This window comes from Verrucosispora sioxanthis (genome assembly GCF_010560025.1).
Taxonomy (GTDB): domain Bacteria; phylum Actinomycetota; class Actinomycetes; order Mycobacteriales; family Micromonosporaceae; genus Micromonospora; species Micromonospora palythoicola.
Window position 1 is genome coordinate 121,685 of sequence record NZ_SAIY01000004.1, and the last position, 15,339, is coordinate 137,023.

Annotated in this window: 16 protein-coding genes and 1 riboswitch; of the genes, 6 read left to right on the forward strand and 10 right to left on the reverse strand. The window is 71.7% G+C overall.

Annotation, left to right across the window (positions count from 1 at the left end):
- Window positions 1-185: 185 nt before the first annotated feature.
- Together ENC19_RS13310 and ENC19_RS13315 are read right to left on the reverse strand one after the other, a co-directional pair.
- Window positions 186-446 carry a superoxide dismutase gene (locus ENC19_RS13310; RefSeq protein ID WP_164447516.1) on the reverse strand — a complete coding sequence of 87 codons (261 nt, stop codon included), beginning with the start codon at window positions 444-446 and terminating at the stop codon, window positions 186-188.
- Between the two features lie 5 nt (window positions 447-451).
- On the reverse strand, window positions 452-1,066 hold the full coding sequence (locus ENC19_RS13315; protein WP_164447518.1) for a superoxide dismutase: 615 nt from the start codon (window positions 1,064-1,066) through the stop codon (window positions 452-454).
- 86 nt (window positions 1,067-1,152) lie between these two features.
- Between ENC19_RS13315 and ENC19_RS13320 the strand changes: the two genes are divergently transcribed.
- From ENC19_RS13320 to tsaD, 4 genes are all read left to right on the forward strand, one after another.
- Complete coding sequence (locus ENC19_RS13320) at window positions 1,153-1,614, forward strand: Fur family transcriptional regulator (RefSeq protein ID WP_164447520.1); 462 nt, start codon at window positions 1,153-1,155, stop codon at window positions 1,612-1,614.
- Between the two features lie 77 nt (window positions 1,615-1,691).
- The gene (locus ENC19_RS13325) at window positions 1,692-2,240 is read left to right on the forward strand and encodes a CGNR zinc finger domain-containing protein (RefSeq protein ID WP_309246318.1); all 549 of its coding nucleotides are present in this window, start codon (window positions 1,692-1,694) and stop codon (window positions 2,238-2,240) included.
- Window positions 2,241-2,389: 149 nt separating this feature from the next.
- On the forward strand, window positions 2,390-2,848 hold the full coding sequence (locus ENC19_RS13330) for a peptide deformylase (protein ID WP_164447521.1): 459 nt from the start codon (window positions 2,390-2,392) through the stop codon (window positions 2,846-2,848).
- 3 nt (window positions 2,849-2,851) lie between these two features.
- Window positions 2,852-3,892 (forward strand): tRNA (adenosine(37)-N6)-threonylcarbamoyltransferase complex transferase subunit TsaD, encoded by a 1,041-nt coding sequence (tsaD, locus tag ENC19_RS13335; RefSeq protein ID WP_164447522.1) that lies wholly within the window; start codon window positions 2,852-2,854, stop codon window positions 3,890-3,892.
- Between the two features lie 100 nt (window positions 3,893-3,992).
- On the opposite strand, the gene ENC19_RS13340 is transcribed toward tsaD, so the two are convergent.
- The 7 genes from ENC19_RS13340 to ENC19_RS13370 form a co-directional block, all read right to left on the reverse strand.
- Window positions 3,993-5,009, reverse strand: coding sequence for an ECF transporter S component (locus ENC19_RS13340; RefSeq protein WP_235944775.1), 1,017 nt, complete (start codon window positions 5,007-5,009; stop codon window positions 3,993-3,995).
- Window positions 5,006-6,637: an ABC transporter ATP-binding protein gene (locus tag ENC19_RS13345; RefSeq protein WP_164447523.1), complete on the reverse strand. Its 1,632-nt coding sequence runs from the start codon at window positions 6,635-6,637 to the stop codon at window positions 5,006-5,008. Before ENC19_RS13345 ends, ENC19_RS13340 begins: the two co-directional genes overlap by 4 nt.
- Entirely contained in the window at window positions 6,634-7,875 is a 1,242-nt protein-coding gene (locus tag ENC19_RS13350) for a CbiQ family ECF transporter T component (protein ID WP_164447524.1), read from the reverse strand. The genes ENC19_RS13345 and ENC19_RS13350 overlap by 4 nt, the downstream gene beginning before the upstream one ends.
- 30 nt (window positions 7,876-7,905) lie before the next feature.
- Window positions 7,906-8,793, reverse strand: a complete 888-nt coding sequence (locus tag ENC19_RS13355) for a hypothetical protein (protein ID WP_408058075.1) — start codon at window positions 8,791-8,793, stop codon at window positions 7,906-7,908.
- A complete protein-coding gene (locus tag ENC19_RS13360) occupies window positions 8,790-10,247 on the reverse strand; it encodes a prenyltransferase/squalene oxidase repeat-containing protein (RefSeq protein ID WP_164447525.1) in 1,458 nt (485 codons plus the stop codon). Before ENC19_RS13360 ends, ENC19_RS13355 begins: the two co-directional genes overlap by 4 nt.
- Window positions 10,248-10,593: 346 nt before the next feature.
- The gene (locus ENC19_RS13365) at window positions 10,594-11,088 is read right to left on the reverse strand and encodes a hypothetical protein (RefSeq protein WP_216592901.1); all 495 of its coding nucleotides are present in this window, start codon (window positions 11,086-11,088) and stop codon (window positions 10,594-10,596) included.
- A gap of 30 nt (window positions 11,089-11,118) precedes the next feature.
- Entirely contained in the window at window positions 11,119-12,162 is a 1,044-nt protein-coding gene (locus ENC19_RS13370; RefSeq protein ID WP_164447527.1) for a prenyltransferase/squalene oxidase repeat-containing protein, read from the reverse strand.
- Window positions 12,163-12,593: 431 nt separating this feature from the next.
- A riboswitch (cobalamin riboswitch) is annotated at window positions 12,594-12,810 on the forward strand.
- Between the two features lie 117 nt (window positions 12,811-12,927).
- On the opposite strand from ENC19_RS13370, the gene ENC19_RS13375 reads away from it, so the two are divergent.
- A complete protein-coding gene (locus ENC19_RS13375; protein WP_164447528.1) occupies window positions 12,928-13,440 on the forward strand; it encodes an acyl-CoA thioesterase in 513 nt (170 codons plus the stop codon).
- Window positions 13,441-13,470: 30 nt separating this feature from the next.
- Complete coding sequence (locus ENC19_RS13380) at window positions 13,471-13,662, forward strand: hypothetical protein (protein WP_235944776.1); 192 nt, start codon at window positions 13,471-13,473, stop codon at window positions 13,660-13,662.
- 16 nt (window positions 13,663-13,678) lie between these two features.
- Here ENC19_RS13380 and ENC19_RS13385 read toward each other — a convergent pair whose 3' ends face one another.
- Entirely contained in the window at window positions 13,679-15,301 is a 1,623-nt protein-coding gene (locus ENC19_RS13385) for an FAD-dependent oxidoreductase (RefSeq protein ID WP_164447529.1), read from the reverse strand.
- Window positions 15,302-15,339 lie beyond the last annotated feature (38 nt).

Below are 15,339 nucleotides of genomic sequence, written 5' to 3' on the forward strand. Positions count from 1 at the left end.
AACTATGCAACTACATGCTAGTGGCAACAGGATGAGCCTGTTTCTGATACCCCACGCCCGACCGCCCGTTCCCGGTAGCGCCAGTGGCGGGGCAGTCGGCCGGGTGGTCGGGTCAGGCCGTGTTCCGGCCGGTGTCGCCGGCACGCTTGGTGGTGCCGGCGACACCGACTCGATGACCACCCCCGTCAGTTGTCCGGCGGTGTCGCGGTGGCGGCGACGAGCAGGGACAGCTCTCGTACGAGGTCGTCCAGAGATTGGCCGCTCTGCGCGCGGAGCAGTCCGAGGCTCAGGTCCGCCAGGAGGTAGAAACCGAGGGTCTTGGCCTGATCGGAACTGAACGCGGCGAGGAGTTCCTCGGCGCCGCCGAGGTCACCGCGATGCTTGGCCGCGATGACCCCGGCTGCGCGTTGCACCAGTTCCGCAGCTGCCGGGGTGAAACCGGTCACGCCGCTCAGATCTTCGGCGTGGCGGCGCGGGCGGCGTCGAAGCGGGCGATCACGTCCGCCCAGTTCACCAGGTTCCACAGCCGGTCCACGTAGTCCGGCCGTACGTTCTTGTACTGCAGGTAGTAGGCGTGCTCCCAGGCGTCGAACACCAGCAACGGCGTGGAACCCTGCCCCACGTTGCCGTGGTGGTCGTACACCTGCTCCACGATCAACCGCTGCCCGAGCGGCTCCCAGGCCAGCACACCCCAGCCGGAACCCTGAACTCCCTTGGTCGCCGCCGACAGCTGCCCGGCGAACGCCTCGAACGAGCCGAAGTGCTCCTCGATCGCCGCAGCCAACTCTCCGTCGGGACGGTCACCACCGTCCGGGGACAGGTTGCCCCAGAAGATGGTGTGCAGCACATGCCCGGACAGGTTGAACGCGAACGTCTTCTCCAGACCGACAAGCGTGCCGAAGTCACCCTTGGCGCGGGCCTCGGCAAGCTGCTCCAGACCGTCGTTGGCGCCCTTGACGTAGGCGGCGTGGTGCTTGCTGTGATGCAACTCCAGAATCTGCCCCGACATCGCCGGCTCCAACGCGCCGTAGTCGTAGGGCATGTCGGGCAGGGTGTAGATCCCCATCAGGAACCCTCCAGGTCTTACTGCGAAGGTATGGTTGTTGCCATCATCTTGCAACAGATCCGTGGTCCCGTGGCGAGGAGTAGTGATTGATCACAACCGAGGCCGATCGGGTTGATACCGCGCTGAGGCGGCTGCGCCGCGCCGGTATGCGCAACACGGTGGCACGGCGCGGCATACTCGCTCTCCTCGCCCACGCGGCAGGCGACCGTGGGCACCTCACCGCGACCCAACTGCATGAGGCCCTACTGGCGCGCGGGCTGGCCATGGAGATGTCGACAGTGCACCGGATTCTGCGGCAACTGATCGACCTGGGCATCGCGCACACGGTGCCGGTCGCCGGAGCGATGACCTTCGGGCTGGCGGACCAACCGCACCATCACGCGGTGTGCGAGGGCTGCGGCAGCCTACGGCAACTACCGGCCGCAGCGGTGGCTGCCAGCATCGACGCCGCACGGACCGCGGGGATCGAGGTCGACCCAGACGGATACCCCAGCGGTGTCGTCCTCTACGGACGGTGCGCCCAGTGCCGGATGACAACGGCCGACTGAACCCCGACTCCACACTCAGACCGTCCGCCGCGGTGGCGATCGGCCACGCAAACCCGCCGAATGCTCGCCGCACGGGCGTGGGCGCACGCAGCAGCAGACTGGCCGACAGCCGGAGACTGGCCGCGCGAGCAGCGGCGTTGGCCAACGCCCAACTCGACAATCTCACCGACCTGCAGGCCCTACTGTCCGACCAGCCCGGGCTGCGCGCGACGGTAACGACAGCCGACGTGCATAGGCAACGCTTGGTGCGCCAGCACCTGCGGAAGGTGTTCGACGACGTTGCGGCCGGTCAGGAACAGCAGGTGGTGCAGCGCCTCAACACGTTGCTGGCCCGGTACCGGGTCCGACCGACCATCACCGGCACCTCCCCCGCCGACTGGCACATCAGCCTCGCCGCACCTGGCACACCCTCCTCGGTCGCATACCTCGCCGCCACGGTATGGGGGCTCGCCGTGTGGCTGTGTCAGCGGGGCATCGACCGGCTCGGCGTGTGCGCCGAGCCGCACTGCCACACAGTGTTCCTCGATCACGACAGTAACCGGCGACGCCGGTTCTGTTCCGAGCGGTGCGCAACCCGGGCCCACGTGCGGGCACACCGCGCCCGCCAACGGGCAACCCGATCCTGATCACCGCCATCGAACGGTAGTGAAGGCGACGACTGCAGTCCCCAGTTCCACGCTTCGCTGCCGGCGAGAGACGGCTGTGGCGGCCAGCCTGAGCGCACTCAACGACATCCTTGTCGCCAAGAGTTGGCAGTTGCATAGAATGGGCAACTGTGCAGACCTCGACCGGTGCCCCGCGTCCCATCACCCGCTACGGCACCCCGGTCCTGCACCGCCGCTGTGCCGAGGTGACCACCTTCGACAACGATCTCGGCCAACTCGTCGTCGACTGCCCCGACGCCACCGGCACCCACACCGTGGCCACCGTCGTCAACCCGGTCCTGCACCTACCCGAGCACCGCGACCTGGTGACCGACGCCGAGGGCTGCCTCTCTGTCCCCGGCCAGCACGCCGAACTGGCCCGCTGCACCACCGCCACCGTCAGCGGCTTCGACATCCACGGCCACGAGATCCGACTGGACGGCACCGGCACCCTCGCCCGCTGCTTCCAACACGAGGTCGACCATCTCGACGGCCTCACCTACGTCGACCGGCTGCCCACCAAACTCCGCAAACGCATCCTGGCCGCCAGCGCCGAGCACCCCGGCGTTGGCGTCCGCCAGGACGACTGACCGATGCCGGTCGTCCTGGGCATCGAAACCTCCTGCGACGAGACCGGCGTCGGCATCGTCGCCGACGGCGTCCTCCTCGGCGACGCCCTCGCCACCAGCATGGACGAACACGCCCGCTTCGGCGGGGTCGTCCCCGAGATCGCCGCCCGCGCCCACCTGCACGCCGTCACCCCCATGGTCCGCCACGCCCTCGACCGCGCCGGCATCGGCTTCGCCGACATCGACGCCGTCGCCGCCACCGCCGGACCCGGCCTCGCCACCGCCGTCCAGGTCGGCCTCGCCGCCGGCAAGGCCTACGCCCTCAGCCTCGGCGTACCCCTCTACGGCGTGCACCACCTCGCCGGCCACGCCGCCGTCGACGTCCTCGAACACGGCCCGCTCCCCCACCGCTGCATCTCGCTGATCGTCTCCGGCGGACACACCTCACTGCTCCTTCTCGGCGACCTCGCCCGCGACCCCGTCGTCCACCTCGGCGACACCGTCGACGACGCGGCCGGAGAGGCATTCGACAAGGTCGCCCGCCTGCTCGGCCTGCCCTACCCCGGCGGACCCGCCATCGACCGCATCGCCCGCGAAGGCGACCCGACCGCTATCGCCTTCCCCCGACCGATGACAGGCCCCCACGACCCGCCCTACCCGTTCTCCTTCTCCGGTCTCAAGACCGCCGTGGCCCGCTGGGTCGAGAGGCACGGCGACCGGGCGGTGCCTGTCGCCGACGTCGCGGCGTCGTTCCAGGAAGCCGTCGCGGACACCCTCACCCGCAAGGCCCTGGCTGCCTGTCGCGACCACCAGGTCGACACGCTGCTGCTCGTCGGCGGCGTCGCCGCCAACAGCCGGGTACGGCACCTCGCCGAAACACGCTGCGCCGCCGCTGGCGTACGACTGCGGGTACCGTCACCCCGACTCTGCACCGACAACGGCGCCATGATCGCCGCCGTCGGCGACGTCCTCGTCCGCGCCGACGTCGCGCCGGACCGACTCGACCTCGGAGCGGACCCGTCCGCCGTCCTGCACGGCGCCCTCCTGCACGGCCCACGTCCCTGACACGGGCACGCCATCCCGCGCCCGACCTGCATCGGTACTCGCCAAGGAGGCCCTCTCCCGAAGTATCCGGCGGACACGGGTAGAGGAAGGCGGGTACGGGTCAGGAACCGGCTTCCGCCCTGACGGCATCTGGCATCCGCCCGATAGGCCTGGTGCCAGCCTGGCGACGCCGCATCCGCTTCGCGATCAGATCTTCGCCGTCGGTCGCCAACCCGGAGATGCGGGGTGGCGGTGACTCCTCGGTGTCAGGCCGCTGTCGAGGGTTTCGCGGCCGCACACCGAGACCGCTGTCTTGCCCGGGCGGGATGGCTGGCCCTGGTGTCGTAGCGAAGGTGACAGGTGCGTCGAAGGCGGCGCGGCGGGCGGCACGGCGCAGAGCGGCCAGGACGGCGGGTCCGACCAGGACGATGGCCAGCACGGTGGTGATAGCGCGGCCGGTGTCCCACCCGAAGGTGGAGGTGACGGCGGTGAACACGGCGAAGCGGTGCAGGTTCTCCAGCACCGGTGCTCCGGCCACGTAGGAGAGCTGGGTGTCCGCGCCGATGCTGAACGGCCAGAACCACAGGTTCATCAGCAGCCCGTAGCCGTAGGCGGCGATCGCACCGTAGCCGGCCAGCACGACGATCTCGGCCCGGCCCCGCAACCGGGCCGGCAGCAGCCCGGCGCCGAGGCCGATCCACGCGGCGGCCAGCATCTGGAACGGCAGCCACGGACCAACGCCGGCGGTGAGCAGGGCGGAGGCGAACAGCGAGGTGGCGCCGAGCAGGAACCCGAAGCCGGGTCCGAAGACCCGGCCGGCGAGCACGAGCAGGAAGAACACCGTTTCGATGCCGGCGGTGCCGGCGCCGAGGGGGCGTAAGGCGGCGTTGACGGCGGCGAGCACGCCGAGCATCGCCAGGGCCTTGCTGTCGATGCCGCCGGAGCTGAGTTCGGCCAGGACGAGGGCCAGCAGGATCGGTAGTACGGCGACGAAGACAAGTGGCGCCTCGGTGGTACGGGCCATGCTCTCGGATTGGGCGGGCACGAAGAACGGCCAGGTGAAGGTGGCCAGCGCGGCGACGGAGGCCAGGACCAGCACGACGGCAGTACGCGGGGCGACCCGCAGGGCGGTCGTCATCCTCGTGTCCCGGCCTCGGCCAACGCGGCGGTGACCTGGTCCACGGTCAGCCAGGGCTGCGGTGCCATCACCTTAGCGACCTGCGGGGCGAACGCGGGTGAGGCGAGCATGACCTCGGCGGTGGTGCCGTCGGCCACGATCTCCCCCTGCGCCATCACGACGACCCGGTCGGCGAGGGTGGCGACGAGTTCGACGTCATGGGTGGCGACGACTACCGCCCGGCCTTCGGTGGCCAGCCGCCGGACGATCGCCGTGAACTGCCGTTTGGCGTGGTAGTCGAGGCCACGGGTCGGTTCGTCGAGCAGCACGACCGGTGGTGCGGCGGTGAGCTGGACGGCGAGCGCCAGGGCCAGCCGCTGCCCTTCCGACAGGTCCCGGGGGTGCTGGTCGTCGGGCAACACGGCGGTGAGCTGGTCCAGCAGTGCCCGGCAGGTGCCCACCGGCGCGTCGGATTCCCGGTCGGCCTGGGCACACTCGGCTTCCACCGTCTCCAGGTAGAGCAGGTCGCCCGGGGTCTGCGGCACCAGTCCGACGCGCTGTCGAGCCCGCCCGGCGGGCAGTGTCTTCGGATCGGTGGCGCCGTCGGGGCCGGTCACGGTGACCGTTCCGCCCTGCCGGGGGCCACTGCCCTGTACCGCCCAGAGCAGGCTGGACTTGCCGGATCCGTTGCGGCCCATCAGCGCGACGATCCGGCCGGGATGCAGGTCGAGGTCGACGCCGGCCACGGCGACCGTGCCGGGGTAGCGCACCACGATGTCGCGGGCGGTCAGCGCCGGTGGAGCATCCGGTGTCGGGGGGGCCGGGGGTGGCGGGGTGTCGCCGAGCCGCTGCCGGAGGTCCGCTGCGCGGCGACGGGCGTCGCGTACGGACAGCGGCAAGGGTGTCCAGCCAGCGGCACGGCCCAGGTCGACGAGGGGTGGTGCGAGATCGATGTCGGCGAGCACGACGGCCGGTTCACCGTCGATGACGGTGCCGTCGCCGGGCAGGTAGAGCAGCCGGTCGGCGTACTGCACGACGCGTTCGAGGCGGTGTTCGGCCACCACGACGGTGACGCCGAGGTCGTGGACCAGGCGGGTGACGGCAGCCAGGACATCCTCTGCGGCGGTGGGGTCCAGGGCGGAGGTCGGTTCGTCGAGGACGAGCACCTGCGGATGGCTGGTGAGTACAGCGCCTATCGCGACCCGCTGCTGCTGCCCACCGGACAGAGTTCGCAGCGGACGGTCGCGCAGCTCGGCGATGCCGAGCAGGTCGAGGGTTTCCTCGACGCGTTTACGCATGACCGGGGCGGTCAGGGCCAGTTGCTCCATGCCGTAGGCCAGTTCCTCCTCGACCGTGTCGGTGACGAATCCGGCGAGCGGGTCCTGGCCGACGACTCCGACGACGTCGGCGAGGTCACGGGGAGGATGGCTGCGGGTGTCGCGGCCCTGCACGGTAACGGTGCCGTGGAGCGTGCCGCCGGTGAAGTGCGGCACCAGCCCGTTGATGGCCCGCAGCAGAGTCGACTTGCCCGCGCCGGTGCGGCCAGCGACCAGGCACAACTCGCCCTCGGGTATGTGCAGGTTCACGTCGCGCAGCATCGGTTCGGGGGTCTCGGCGTAGCGGACGGTCACCCGACTGAAATCGATCAACGTTGGGCCTCCGACTCGCTGGTGTCACACTTCGGCGAGCTGCGGGTCGTGCCGTCCGATGGGATGAGCACCGGGCGGGGGGTGCGGTGGTCCGCGAGCGTCGGCGGCGGTGCCAGCCAGGCCGGCGCGACCGCGACCGCGACGACCAGGAGCATCAGCGGGGTCAGCTCGGGCCAGGTGAGCGGGCTCACCGGCGGGTAGAGCCGGACCGGGTCCACGGATCCGGCCACCGCCATCACGACAGCGGTGGCCACCCCACAGCCGGCGACGACAACCTCCGTGATCCGCCAGCGGTCCGGCCGGTAGCGGCTGCGTCGGACCTGCCGGCCGGCCAGCAGCATTCCGACGACGGCTGTCGCCAGACCGACGATCAGCATCGGCAGACCGAGGTAGCTGGGCACGGTCGCGTCGAGCAGCCCGTAGGTGCCGACGCAGACCCCGACCAGTCCGGCAAGCACCAACCCACCCGTGAGGGCCCGCTGGCCGGCCGGTATCGCGGCGGTGCGGCCGTAGCCGCGCGAGTCCATGGCCGCGGCCAGGGCGAGGGATCGGTCCAGGGCGTCGGCCAGCACCGGCAGTGCGATGCCCCGCAAGGCACGCAGACCATTACCGGTGGCACCGCGCAGCCGACGGGCCCGGCGTACCCGCAGCACACTTTCCACAAGTTGCGGGGCCACCGACAGCGCGACCACCACTGCGGTACTGATCGCGTACAGCGCAGCGGGTACCGCTTTCAGCAGGCGCTTCGGGTTGGCCAGGGCGTTGGCGGCACCGAGGCAGATGAGCATCGTCGCCAGGCGCAGTCCGTCGTAGAAGCCGCCGAGGAGCTGTTCGGCGGCGACCGGGCCGAACAGCCGGATGCCGGCCGCCCATGCCGGCAACGGAATCTCCGGCAGGTGAAGCAGGACGTGGTCACCCTGGCCGCCGCCGAACACGAGGCGGAACACCACCCGCATGGCCACGATCACCGCGCCGAGGATCAGGTACATCCGGAACGCGAACGCCCAGGGGGCGTCACCGCGCCGGCGGACAACCACAAGCGCGGCGGCGGCGACGAGTAGCGCCAGTGGCAGCGGGTTGGTGGTGTGGCTGGCTGCGGTCGCCAGCCCGAGCGCCCACAGCCACCAGGCGCCCGGGTGCAGCGCGCGGGGTAGCCGGCCTGCCACGGTCAGCCGGCCGGCAGGCGGCCTCAGCGGTGTCTGTCGCGCCACCCCGTGGGCGGTGGCCTGGTCAGTCATCCGGCTCGGCGGTCCGCCGGTGGCGGGCGGCTACGAGCCCGCCACCTGCCAGTGCGACCAGCAGTAACAGCCCCGCCAGAGTGCCCAGCAGGAGGCCGCCGGTGTCACGCGCGGCGGTGACCTCGGTCGGGGGTACGAGTCCGTCGGGTGGATCGATGGCGTGACAGGCGCAGCCGCGAGCAGCAGAGCGGTGGCCGCAATCGTCGGCACGGGTGGGCTGCCGGGCGGGGTCGCGCTGGTGGCGGAGGCCGGTGGAGTCAGGGTGACCCCGGCCGGTGGGGTGCTGCCCGCCGCCGGGGGCGCGTTCGGTGGACCGGCGGTCGGCGGGGCGAGCGGCGGCACAGCTGACGAGGGGCGCGGCGGTGCCGGTGCGGACGTGCGAGGCGCAGGCGGGGGCGCGGGTGGTGTGGTGCGCGGCGCAGGTGCGGGCCGGGCGGGCGCCACAGCAGGTCGGGGTGCCTTGTCGGCGTTGCGGTTGAGTGAGAACGACCAGCCTTCGAAACTGCCCGATGGCGGCTTGCGGTTGAGCACACCCTTGTCGCTGTAGGTCCAGCTGCCCCCGTTGGGTGCGTGCCAGTACGACCAGTAGGCGCTGGCCGGTGGCGTGTCGACGCACTTCTCCGTGCTGGCCGAGGGTTTGCCCTCGATCCGGCAGATGAACCCCTCGCCCCAGCGCAGCGTGCCGGCGATCTGGAAGCCGGCGGCCTTCAACGCCGCCAGGCCGGTGGCCTGGTCGCCCGGGGCGCACCGGACGACGGTACCGCCGCCGAGTTCCTTGAAGTCCACCACCACCGTCACGCCGGCAGCGTCAGGGCAGTACCCGGCGCTGCCGGCGGCCGCTGCCGGAGACGGTCCGAGAAGGACACTGGCGGCGGCCACCGCGATGGCGATGGCGAGGCGGGTCGCCCGGGTGCTCACGTGGCCCGCCGACGGCCGAGCAGCAGCAGCACTACTCCCCCACCGAGCAGCAGCAGGGCGATGAGCACGTACCCGCCGATCGCCGCGCCGGTGGTTGGTAGCCGGCCCGATCCGCCGGCGGCGGGACTGGTGACGGAGGGAGCGGGAGTCGGCGCGGTGGTGGGCACGGAAGGCGTGCTGCTCGGGGAGGCGCTCGGTGTCGGGCTGCTGGTGAGCGAGGTGGTCGGCGTGGGCGACGCGGACGGCGACGGTGAGCCGGTCGGGCTGGATGAGGCGGTCGGCGTGGGTGGCACGGTGACCGATGGGGTGGGCTCGCCGGAGGGCGGTACGTCGAGGCCGATCCGGCTCAGCGGAACCTGGGCCAGCCCGAGTAGCGCCTGGGCGGTGGCGCGGCGCCACTGGTCCCGGAAGGTGTCGGCGATGCCGTCGGCGACCGCCTCGGTCAACGCGTCGCTGGCGTAGGCGATGGCGCCGGCATCGGCCGCAGCGGCACCACCGTTGGCGGTGGTGAGCTGCAGCGCGGCCAGGGATTCGGCGGCCCGTGCCGCTTCGGCGTCGCGCCCGGCCGCGGCCAGGGCCTGCCCGGCCAGGCCGGTGCTGTTGGAGTTCGGGCCGCTGGTCGGCCCCGACCCGCCGAACGATCCGTCGGCGCGTTGCTGGGCCACCAGCCAGTCCGCGCCGCGCTGAGCGGCCTCGTCCGCACCTGCGGCGTCGGTCGCGAGCAGTGCCTGCACAGCCATGGCGGTGGAGTCGACGTCGAGGGTGGCGTTGGCCTGGGTGTCACAGGACGGTGACGGCGCGCCGTCGGCGTCGGGATAGAGCCGGAAGCCGCCGGCCGTGCACTGCTGCCGGACGAGGAAGTTGACGGTTTCCTGCGGTGCGCCGCCGCTGCGGGCCAGACCCAGCACGGCGAAGGACTGATCGAAGGTGTTGCTGGGGTCCGGGCCGGTGGCCTCGGTGGTCCGGCTGGTGATCCGGCCGTGCTGGTGATCGGTGTCGGCCGCAGCGATCAGGGCCACGGTTTCGGCACGGAGGTCCCAGCCGCCGAAGTCGGTGGGATCGGCGCCGGCGGCGGAGGCGACGTAGAGCAGTTTCGCGGTGGCACCGCCGTCGGTGAAACCCTCAAGGCCCCAGTCGTCGTAGCTGTTGTAGGACCGGACGTGCGCGGCGATCTGCGCCGTCGCCGCCTGCCGAGTCGAGCCGGCCACCCCGGTGGCGGCGAGCGCGATCACGCCATCGATACTCAACCCCCAGTCCTCGGGAGTGAACGGGCCGGGCAGGACGCCGTCGGTGTACTCCCCCGCCAGCCAGGTCGCGGCGTCGCGAGCGGCGGCGGTGTGGGTCGGCGACGGCGCGGCGGCCACGCCGAAGGGGGTGGCCGCGACGATGGCGAGCGCGGTGGCGGTGGCGACGCCGAGACCGGCGCCGACGCGCCGGAGCGGGAACGTACGCATGAGGGGCGCCTTTCGCAGAGCGGTCGGTGAAAGCTCCGGAAGGCACCTGTGGGCGGCATCCGCTCGCGTGGCCGCGACGAGATGCCGTACCTCGGTTACCCGGACTCCACCCTGTAGACCTCGACAGTGGAAGCCGCTCGTCCTGTGCGGGGCATTCCGGCTCGCGAGACAGCTCTCGCTCACGGTTGCGGGTCAGCGTCGGCTCTACCGACTTCCCCCCGCACGGGACGTATTCAGTTGGGTACCCGGCGCGCCGGGTGTCGCCACCGTACCGCCCGGTCGCCTTTCGGCGCCAGGGTGGCGGACGACACCCGGCAGTCCACGGCCCGTGTCGGCTACACGCAGGTCAGGGGGCGGTGATGCTGGGTGCCGCGCCGGCGCCGAAGGACCATCCCTCGACCGTGCCAGGAGCAGGGTTGTAGCTGGTCGCCCCCAACGTGCTGTAGGTCCAGGCGGCTCCGCTGCCGGAGGCGTGCCAGTACGACCAGTACGCGCCGGCCGGCGGCGTGTTGATGCAGGGTTCGGTCGCGGCGGTCGGCTTCCCGTTGATCCGGCAGACGAAGGCCAACCCCCACCGCTGCGTGCCGGTCACCGTTAAGCCGGCGCCCTGCAGGGCGGCCAGCCCCGTGGCCGGGTCACCGAGCGCGCACGCCACCTGCACGCCGCCGCCGAGTGAACCGTAGTCGACCACCACCGTGACCCCCGACGTCCCGGTGCACGCCGCAGCCTGCGCAGCTCGGGGAGACGGTTCGACAGCGATCAACCCGACGGCGACGACAGCCGCCACCGCGATGCTCGCCAGCCACCCGCGAACAGGATCGTAGACCTGGGACATGAGCACTCCTTCTGGTGGGACGGAATCTGCGGCCGGTCAGCGGCAGGGCAGGGTGGGTGCGCCGGTGGTCGCGGTGACGGTGGAGAGCCGGGCGAATCCGGTGCCGACCAGGCCGAGAACAGCCTGGGCGGTGGCGCGGGGGGCGGTGCCGGGATCGAAGACACCACCGTCGAAGTCGACAGCGCCCCGGTCGGCGACCGGGGCGGCACACCCGACCTGAAGATCGGCCAGGAACACGCGGGCCCGGAGCCAAGCCAGCGGCCGGCCGCCGTCGCGCAACGCCTGGGCCGCCAACCCGGTGCTGTTGGCGTTCGCGACCCCACCGGCGTTGGTGAACCCACCGTCGGTGCGTTGCACCGAGACCAGCCAGCGTAGTCCCGCGGCGGCGTCAGCCGGGCTGCCGGCGGCCCGCAACGCCTGCACCGCGACGGCGGTGGCGTCCACGTCGGAGACACAGAGCGGCTGCTCCGGCAGCAGCGGATAGCCGCCGTCCGGGCACCGGGTGCCGGCCAGCCAACCGGCGGCGACCGCCGGCGCGCCCTGCGCGGTCCGGTCCAGCGCGAGGATCGCGAAGGACTGGCTGAACGCGTTGCTGAAATCACCCCACGCCGACCGGTCGGTGAACCGGCCAGCCGGGTCCTGGAGCGACCGCAGCCGGGCAATGAGATCCACACCGCCGACGTCGGTCGGATCGCCGCCGCGAACCGCGACGGCGAGAGCGAGCTTGGCGGTCGCGCCCGCGTACGCCTCGGTGGCGCCGTCGCCGATGTACCCGTCGCGGACGTCCGGCCGGGTGGCCCAGGCCAACGCCTGAGCGCCGAAGTCGTCGGCGACACCGGCGGCGGCGAACGCGAAGACCGCGTCCAGGGTCAACCCCTGGTCCGGGTACGTGACCCCGTCGAAGACGGCCTCGAAACGTTCACCGTCGACCAACTGTCGGGCCAACCATCCGGCGGCGGCATCCGTCCGGACGGCACCGGCCTGTGCGGGTGCGGCGTTCGTGGATGTGCTGAGAGTGAGGGCGGCGAGTATCCCGCAGAGCAGGGCGAGCAGGCGGTGCCGGCCCAGGCGAACGACCATCGGTTGGCGCCTTTCCGGCCCGGCGGTCGTCGAGACCCGGCCCGCCGTGATGCTGCGGCGGGCCGGCCTCCGACCCGTGGGCCACGACGGGTGGGGAGCAGAGACTCGCGAGTACGGCAGGTGATCGGGCTCGCCACCAGGGATGCTCCCTGGCGGCCTACCGTTGCGGGCCAGCGCCGGACTTCGACCGGACTTCCCCCGCACGCACACGCGGTTGTTCAGTTGTCGCGCCAGTCTCGTTCGCCGCACGGCCACTGTCAATCAGCGACCGTACGTGCACCATGGGTAGCCGCTTCGCGGCGTGGCCACGGTCTCGCTCTCGCTCCAGCACATCCCGCTCCCGCTGAACCGGCCACCGGCACAGGTGGACCGCCGAGGGATACAGCTCACAGCGAGCACCAGGCCGCCCCGCTGAGCGGCCGGGTCGGGATAGGGTGACCGACGGCGCTGGTTCGCCCGGCCGTTGCTGGTGGGGCGTCGTAAGAGGGAACCCGGTGAGAATCCGGGACTGCCCCGCAGCGGTGAGTGGGAACGACAGCCGTCACCACGCACTGGGCCCCCCGGCCTGGGAAGCGACGGCCAGTAGGAGACCGGACGGGTCCGGCACCGCCCACGAGTCCGAAGACCTGCCCGCGCTGCGGACACAAGGTGTGTGCGCTGCCGTCGACCTCGCGGGCGGGTCGGGCGGGTGACGCGCCGCAACGGCGTGTTCCTCGACGTGCGCGCCGACGGGTCGGTGGCTTGTTCCCCGAGAACGGACGCCACGTGCACGACACGACCACTCTCGCCGGCCGACCACCGTCGGCCTCCCACCTGACCCTGTCGCAGATCATGGACCAGCACCACACCAACCTGATGGGCACGGTCCACGGCGGCCGGATCCTCAACCTCATCGACTCCGTCGCCGGAGTGGTCGCCGCCCGACACTCCGACGGCCCGGCCGTCACCGCCGCCATCGACGAGACCGCTTTCCTCCGCGCGGTCCGCGTCGGCGACGTCGTACACGTCGACGCCCGCATCACCTGGGCCGGCCGCAGCTCCATGGAGGTCACCGTCAAGGTCACCGCCGACCGGTGGGACCGCGCCGTACCACCGACCGACGTGGCCACCGCCCACCTCGTCATGGTCGCCGTCGACGACAACGGCCACCCCCGCCCGGTGCCGCCGCTGCTACCCCAGACCGACGGCGACCGGCGCCGCTACCGCGAGGCACAGATCCGCCGCGAGCACCGGCTGACCCTGCGCCGTGCCCTGCTCGACGGCACCGAGGATGCCTGAGATGCTCGGACTCTCCACGGCAGCCCTCGCGTGACCCCCACCGGGCAACTGGTTCTGCTCGGCGCCGTCTTCATAAAAGTGCAGGTCACCGTCGACATCGCCCTCGGCGCAGGTGCCGGACGCCTCGCCCGACGGATGACTGACGTCCGCTGGTCACGGCGCGTCAACCAGGTCTGCGCAGTCGCGTTCGTCGCGCTCTTAATGCGACTGGCCGCCGGGTGACCCCTTCGGCGTGGCCTTACAACTCCTTGCGGTGGTTCAGTCGGACGGCGCGCAGTACGACGTCGTCGACGTGGTGGGTGCTGATCGCTCCCGGGGGGCGGGGACGGGTTTCGTGCACGTCGATGCGCCAGTCGCTCGAAGCCGTGATCTCGGCGGTGATCTCGTCGATCGTGACGTACGCGTGCGGGTCGTACATGCGGGTCTGCTCGCCGGGGTCCGACGGCTGCTCGAGCCAGGTCAGGTCGTGACCGACGACGAGCAGCGTCCCGCCGACGGCCACGGCGTCGAGCAGGTTGCGCAGGCCGCGCTGCTCGGGCGTGCGCTGGAACGAACCGTACTGTAGCGAGACGAGGTCGTAGGTCTCGTCTGCGTACGCGGCGGGGTCGTTGGCGTCGCGGTGCAGCGTGCGCACGTCGAGCCCGCGACGTTCCGCTTCGGCCTGGATCCGGTCGAGTGCCCTGCCGGAGACGTCGGAGGCGGTCACCTGCCAGCCTCGTTCGGCCAGCCAGAGCGCGTCGGCTCCCTCACCCGCGCCGACGTCGAGCGCCCGCCCCGGGGGCAGGTCCGTGGCCTCCGCCACGAGGGTGCCGTTCGGGTTGGCGCTCCACACGCGTTCCTGATCCCCGTAGCGACCGTCCCACTCGATCTCGACGCCGGAGGGACGGACACCCGCCGTGGTGTCCTCGGCAGCGAGGCTGAAGGCGATCTGGGCGCCGATCCAACTTCCGTTCGCGGCGGCCGGCAGGACCTGGGCGCTCGGGTCCGTCAGGTTCCCGGCGGCGAACACGCCCGGCACGCTGGTACGTCCGGTGGAGTCGACCGCGACGAGATCACCGAGTCCGCTGGGGTGAGCCGTGATGTCGATGCCCAGCCCGGCGAGCATCTCGACCCGGGGACGGAACCGGGCCCCGGTGAGGATCGCGTCGGCTGGCAGGCTGCGGCCGTCGGCGAGTTCGACGACGAGTGACCCGTCCGGGTCGGCGTCGGCCACCCGGCGCACCGCACTCTCGACCACGGCTACCCCGGAGGCGACGAGGGTCTGCACCGCGGCCGGGTCGATCCCCGTCGCGTCATGCAGCACCACGGTCAACCGGTCGGTCAGGTGCCGCATCAGCTGGGTCGGGTGCAGTCCCATCGGCGTCGTGACGATCTGCACGACCCGCAGGTCGCGGACCTCCCAACCGTGGCAGAACGGACAGTTGAACACCTGAGCGCCCCAACGCTCGGCGAGACCCTCGATGTCGGGAAGCTCGTCAACGATGCCGGTCGCGGCCAGTACCCGGCGGGCGACGAGACCGTGCCCGCCCGAGAGGGCGAGGTGGAATCCGTCCTCCTCTTGCCGCACCGCCAGGACACGACCGGTGAGGACGTTGCCACCATAGCTACGGACCTCCTTGCGCCCGATGGCCCGCATCTCCTCGGGCGGGGTGCCCTCACGTCCGAGGTAGCCGTGCATGTGCGCCGCCGGCGCGTTCCGCGGCGTGCCGTCGTCGACGACGATGACCGAGCGTCGCTGACGAGCGAGCTGCAGGGCGGCCGCCAGACCGGCCGCTGATCCGCCGATGACGGCGACGTCGCATTTCCGGACGATGCTCTGGTGCGGTGTGTGTTCGGAGGCTCCGTGGGCATGATCTGTCATGCGTCAAGCGTAGGAACCTCTGGCGGTATCTGACAGGC

Coding starts and splice junctions, on each gene's coding strand:
- ENC19_RS13315 (WP_164447518.1), bottom strand. CDS start 1,066: ATGGGGATCTACACCCTGCCCGACATGCCCTACGACTACGGCGCGTTG.
- tsaD (WP_164447522.1), top strand. CDS start 2,852: ATGCCGGTCGTCCTGGGCATCGAAACCTCCTGCGACGAGACCGGCGTC.
- ENC19_RS13340 (WP_235944775.1), bottom strand. CDS start 5,009: ATGACGACCGCCCTGCGGGTCGCCCCGCGTACTGCCGTCGTGCTGGTC.
- ENC19_RS13350 (WP_164447524.1), bottom strand. CDS start 7,875: ATGACTGACCAGGCCACCGCCCACGGGGTGGCGCGACAGACACCGCTG.
- ENC19_RS13360 (WP_164447525.1), bottom strand. CDS start 10,247: ATGCGTACGTTCCCGCTCCGGCGCGTCGGCGCCGGTCTCGGCGTCGCC.
- ENC19_RS13370 (WP_164447527.1), bottom strand. CDS start 12,162: ATGGTCGTTCGCCTGGGCCGGCACCGCCTGCTCGCCCTGCTCTGCGGG.
- ENC19_RS13385 (WP_164447529.1), bottom strand. CDS start 15,301: ATGACAGATCATGCCCACGGAGCCTCCGAACACACACCGCACCAGAGC.